4 protein-coding genes and 1 pseudogene are annotated in these 5272 nt (G+C 70.4%); all 5 read right to left on the bottom strand.

Annotated elements, in window-relative coordinates; translation table 11 throughout:
* Positions 1-40 precede the first annotated feature (40 nt).
* On the bottom strand, positions 41-1402 hold the full coding sequence (pafA, locus tag ACFWE2_RS24325; RefSeq protein ID WP_116675647.1) for a Pup--protein ligase: 1362 nt from the start codon (positions 1400-1402) through the stop codon (positions 41-43).
* Between the two features lie 281 nt (positions 1403-1683).
* A pseudogene (gene prcA, locus ACFWE2_RS24320) lies at positions 1684-2367 on the bottom strand (proteasome subunit alpha); the annotation flags it as partial.
* A complete protein-coding gene (gene prcB, locus ACFWE2_RS24315) occupies positions 2364-3203 on the bottom strand; it encodes a proteasome subunit beta (RefSeq protein ID WP_377226781.1) in 840 nt (279 codons plus the stop codon). The pseudogene prcA and the gene prcB, both read right to left, overlap by 4 nt.
* Positions 3200-3397, bottom strand: coding sequence for a ubiquitin-like protein Pup (locus tag ACFWE2_RS24310; RefSeq protein ID WP_116675649.1), 198 nt, complete (start codon positions 3395-3397; stop codon positions 3200-3202). Before ACFWE2_RS24310 ends, prcB begins: the two co-directional genes overlap by 4 nt.
* Positions 3398-3493: 96 nt before the next feature.
* A complete protein-coding gene (gene dop / locus ACFWE2_RS24305) occupies positions 3494-5155 on the bottom strand; it encodes a depupylase/deamidase Dop (RefSeq protein WP_377226782.1) in 1662 nt (553 codons plus the stop codon).
* Between the last annotated feature and the right edge of the window lie 117 nt (positions 5156-5272).

The following is a 5272-nucleotide window of genomic DNA, read 5'->3' as shown; positions in this document are numbered from 1 at the left end:
GGGCCGGCCCTGTGGCCGCTCCCGGGGCACCCGTCGGGGATCACATGCTCTCGATCAGGCGCTCCACCCGGTCGTCGACGCTCTTGAACGGGTCCTTGCACAGCACCGTGCGCTGCGCCTGGTCGTTCAGCTTGAGGTGTACCCAGTCGACCGTGTAGTCCCGCCGGGCCTCCTGGGCCGCCCGCACGAAGTCGCCGCGCAGCTTGGCCCGGGTGGTCTGCGGCGGCAGGGCCGTCGACTCGAAGACCTCGAGGTCGGTGGTGACCCGCTCGACCATCCCGCGGGCGGCGAGCAAGTTGTACAGGCCCTCGGTGCGGGAGATGTCGTGGTAGGCCAGGTCGAGCCGGGCGATGCGCGGGTCGTCGAGGCCCATGCCGTGCTTCTCCTGGTACCGCCGGATGAGCTTGAGCTTGATGGCCCAGTCGAGCTCCCGGTCGATGAGCGACAGGTTCTCCGCCTCCAGCGCACGCAGCCCGCGCTCCCACAGGTCGAGCACCTGCTTGACCACCGGAGTGACCTCGAGGTTCGCCTCGACGAGCTCGCGGGCCCGCTCGTAGTACTCCGACTGGATCTCGATGGCCGTCATGGTCCGGCCGTTGGCCAGCGTCACGGCGTGCTTGCCCGTGCGGTCGTGGCTGATCTCCCGGATCGCGCGGATCGGGTTCTCGAGCGTGAGGTCCCGCATCGGGACCCCTGCCTCGACCAGCCGCAGCACCAGGTCCGTCGAACCAACCTTGAGCATCGTGGTGGGTTCGGCCATCGAGGAGTCGCCGACGATGACGTGCAGCCGCCGGTACAGCTCCGCGTCGGCGTGCGGCTCGTCGCGGGTGTTGATGATGGGACGTGACCGCGTGGTCGCGCTGGAGACCGCCTCCCAGATGTGGTCGGCGCGCTGCGACAGGCAGAACACCGCACCACGCGGCGTCGAGAGCACCTTGCCCGCCCCGACCAGGATCTGCCGTGTGATGAGGAACGGCACGAGCACGTCGGACAGCCGTGAGAAGTCCCCCGACCGCCGCACCAGGTAGTTCTCGTGGCACCCGTAGGAGTTGCCCGCCGAGTCGGTGTTGTTCTTGAACAGGTGGATCTTGCCCGGCAGGTCCTCGTGCTCGAGGCGCTGCTGCGCGTCGGCCACCAGCCCTTCCAGGATGCGTTCACCGCCCCGGTCGTACGAGACGAGCTGGCGCACGTCGTCGCACTCCGCCGTCGCGTACTCGGGGTGCGATCCCACGTCGAGGTAGAGGCGGGAGCCGTTCCTCAGGAACACGTTCGAGGAACGGCCCCACGCCACCACCTTCCGGAACAGGTAGCGGGCGACCTCGTCGGCAGACAGGCCACGCCCGTCGTCGGCAGCGCACGTCACGCCGTACTCGGTCTCGAGACCGAAGATCCTGCGGTCCATGGACTTCCCCTCCCTGTTCGCGGAACGTGCTGCTATCGGTCGGTGCCCGGTGAGTCGCCGGAGGTGCCCGGCTCCTCGTCGGGCTTCTCCTCGCTCGGGAGCTCGTCAGTGGTGTCGGTCTCGCTGCTCGCCTCGGTCGCGTCGGCAGAGTCAGCAGTCTCCGGCGGCACCGTGTCCGCCGTTCCCAGGCCCGGCGTCGCCGAGCCCACCGCGACGTCGTCCGCCGGCGGAAGGTCGTCGGACGGCACGGCCTCGCCCTGCGCGGGCTCCGCGCCGTCGGCGAGAAGGTCGGCCAGGACCTGACGCGTCAGACGTCGGAACGACCGCCGCGGCCGGTCCCGCTCCAGGACCGCCACCTCGAGCTGGGCCGCGTCGATGGTGCGCGACGCCGAACCCTCGCCCGAACCCAGGACCGCCACCGCGAGCCGCAGGGCCTCCCCGAGCGACATGTCCTCGCGCCAGCCCTCCTTGACGCGCCGGCCGAGCTGTTCGGCCTGACCGCCCATGACGACGAAGCCGTGCTCGTCCGCCACCGTGCCGTCGTAGGTGAGCCGGTAGATCTGGTCGTCCGCCGACTCGGCACCCACCTCTGCGACGACGATCTCCACCTCGAGCGGCTTCGACTCGGTGATGAACACCGTGCCGAGCGTCTGCGCGTACGCGTTCGCCAGGCCCCGCGCCGTGACGTCGGACCGGTCGTAGGAGTAGCCGCGCATGTCGGCGTACCGCACGCCGGCCACCCGCAGGTTCTCGAACTCGTTGTACTTGCCGACGGCCGCGAAGGCGATGCGGTCGTAGATCTCCGAGATCTTGTGCAGCGCACGCGAGGGGTTCTCGGTGGCGAACGCGATACCGCCGTCGTAGGCGAGCACCACGACGGACCGGCCGCGGGCGATGCCCTTGCGGGCGAAGTCCGCCCGGTCCTTCATCAGCTGCTCGGGCGAGACGTAGAACGGCATGTTCATGCGAGGTGCCCCCTCTCTCGACGCTGCGCCACGATGTGCTCCGCGACGCGGGCGACCTCCGCGTCCTCGATACGCTGGTAACCGTCGGCGGAGACCGTTGCGACCACGGGGAAGATCCCGCGGACGGTGTCGGGGCCACCCGTCGCCGAGTCGTCGTCCGCCGCGTCGTACAGGGCCTCGACCGCCACGTGGACGGCGGCCTCCTCGTCCATCCCACGCCGCCAGAGCTTCTTCATGGCGCCCCTGGCGAAGAGCGAGCCGGAGCCGATGCCGTGGTGCTCGTGCTCCTCGTACCGGCCGCCGGTGGCGTCGTAGCTGAAGATGCGGCCGATCTCCTTGTCCAGGTCGTAGCCCGCGAACAGCGGAACGACCGCCAGCCCCTGCATCGCCATGGGCAGGTTGCCGCGCAGCATCGTGGCCAGGCGGTTCGCCTTGCCCGTCAGGGACAGCAGCGAGCCCTCGATCTTCTCGTAGTGCTCCAGCTCGAGCTGGAAGAGCCGGACCAGCTCCAGCCCGATGCCCGCCGAGCCGGCGATCCCGACCGCCGAGTACTCGTCGGCGGGGAACACCTTCTCGATGCTGCGGCTGGCGATCATGGGGCCGGCGGTCGCACGCCGGTCACCCGCGAGCAGGACGCCACCGTCGAAGGTCAGCGCGACGATCGTGGTGGCGTGCGGGGACAGGGTCGCCGGGTCGGTCATGCCCGCTGGCATGCTGCGGTTCCCGGGCAGGCGGTCGGGGGCGTGCTCGGCCAGGAAGTCCACGAAGGACGACGATCCCGGACGCAGGAAGGCGTCCGGGAGTCGTCCTGCGGTGCGGTCCGCGTTCAGGTTCACTGCCCACCCTTCTGGACGAATCCGCGCACGAACGACTCGGCGTTGGTCTCCAGCACCTCGTCGATCTCCTCGAGCAGGGCGTCGACCTCGTCGTCGTCCTTCTGCGCCGCCGCGGCGGCGGGCGCCGGGGCCTCCGCGTCGTCGTCCGGAGTGCGGTCCTCGTGTGACGGGTTGATTCTTTCCTGACCGGCCATGATCGCCTCCTGGTGATTCACTGACGTGTTACTGGTCTCGAAGCCTAGGCCCTGACCTCATGCATTGACCCTAGGCGGTGACACTGACATCCACGGTCACCTTCTCCCGGAGAGTCCCGCGAGCAGGGTCGCGGCGTCGGGGCTCGCGTCGAGCAGCGCGCCGATATGACGCCGCGTGCCGCGGGTCGGGTCGAGCATCGGCACGCGCTGCAGGGCCTGCGACCCGTCGACGTCGAAGATGACGGAGTCCCAGCTCGCCGCCGAGACCTGGCTCCCGTAGCGGGCCATCACCTCACCCCTGAAGTAGGCGCGGGTGTCGGTCGGCGGGTGCTGCACCGCTCGCGCGACGCTCTCCTCGTCGACCAGCCGGTCGACCGCCCCCTTGGCGAGCAGCCGGTGGTAGATGCCCCGCTCGGGCCGCACGTCGGACCACTGCAGGTCCATGGCGTGCAGGCGTGGGTGGTCCCACTCCAGGTTGTCGCGCGAGCGCAGGCGGTCCAGCAGCCGCAGCTTCGCGACCCACTCGACCTCGCGTGCGCAGGACGCCGGGTCCGTGCCCAGCCGCTCGACGACGGACGCCCAGCGGTCGAGCACGGCGTCCGACTCCGCATCCGTCCCGAGCACCTTCAGGGACCGCCGGACGATGTCGGCGACCTCGCCCTGGACCTCCAGCGCGGTCATGGTCCTGCCGTCCGCCAGGCCGAGCCGCGCGGTCAGCGAGAGGTCGCGCGAGACCTTCTGTACGTCGCTCACGGGATCGGCGAGCCGGAGTCCACCGAGCTCGGCGCGTGCGTCCACACCGGCCTCGGCCAACTCGTCGAGGTGCTCGAGCACCCACAGCACGAGCGACGTCGTGCCCGTCTTGAGGTAGGTGGGCACCTCCATCAGGTTCGCGTCGCCGAGGATGAGGTGTAGGCGGCGCCACCGCTGCCGGTCGGCGTGCGGCTCGTCGCGGGTGTTGACGATGGGCCGGCGCAGCGTGGTCTCCAGGCCGATCTCGGCCTCGATGTAGTCGGCACGCTGGGAGATCTGATAACCCGCCGTACCGCTCGTCGCGCCGAGGCCCACCCGGCCGGAGCCCGTGAACACCTGCCGGGTGACGAGGAACGGCGTGATGAGCTCGGCGAGCGTCGTGAACGGCAGCGACCGGTCGACGAGGTAGTTCTCGTGGGTGCCGTAGCTGGCACCCTTGCCGTCCACGTTGTTCTTGTAGAGCACCACCTCGCTGCCCGGGAAGCCGGCGAGCTCCCGCAGGGCCGCGAGCATCACCCGCTCGCCCGCGACGTCCCAGCGCACGATGTCCTCCGGCGACATGACCTCGGGCGAGGAGTACTCGGGGTGGGCGTGGTCCACGTACAGCCGAGCGCCGTTCGTCAGGATGACGTTCGCGGCGCTCGGGTCGTCGTACTCCTCCGCGGCGGGCCGCTCGACCTCCTGCATCGAGCCGGACCGGCGTCGGCCACGGCCGGGCAGGCCGGGCTCCACGACCGGCACCTGCCCGGTGACCGGACCTGACGGCGCGGGCAGCGCCGGGTCGTCGGTCAGCATCGAGGGCTGCGCCGAGGCGCGGTCGAGGTGGAACCCGCGTGCGTCCTGCAGCGGGTCCTCGTCGTCGTAGTCCCAGCGGGCCTTGCCACCCCGGCCCTCGGAACGCGTGGAGATCGCCCGGTAGGTCGTCACCACCTGGCTGGAGAGCAGCATGGGGTTGGCCAGGGGGCGGCCTGGCTGCAGGACTCCGTACTCGGTCTCTATGCCCATCACACGACGTACGCTCACGTTCACCACCCTATGCCGCAGTAGTCCCGCTGGTCGGTCAGCTCGATCGCCGCGCTGACCAGTCGTGTCGGTCGGGCAGGGTCCGCGCCCGCTGGAGGG

This window comes from Promicromonospora sp. NPDC060271 (assembly GCF_042726755.1).
Taxonomy (GTDB): Bacteria; Actinomycetota; Actinomycetes; order Actinomycetales; family Cellulomonadaceae; genus Promicromonospora.
Note: the sequence above shows the minus strand (reverse complement) of the source record. Positions and strands in the feature narration are given on the sequence as shown.

Excerpts from the sequence above, each read along its gene's own strand:
- ACFWE2_RS24310 (WP_116675649.1), bottom strand. The coding sequence starts at position 3,397 with ATGGCCGGTCAGGAAAGAATCAACCCGTCACACGAGGACCGCACTCCG.
- dop (WP_377226782.1), bottom strand. The coding sequence starts at position 5,155 with ATGGGCATAGAGACCGAGTACGGAGTCCTGCAGCCAGGCCGCCCCCTG.
- pafA (WP_116675647.1), bottom strand. The coding sequence starts at position 1,402 with ATGGACCGCAGGATCTTCGGTCTCGAGACCGAGTACGGCGTGACGTGC.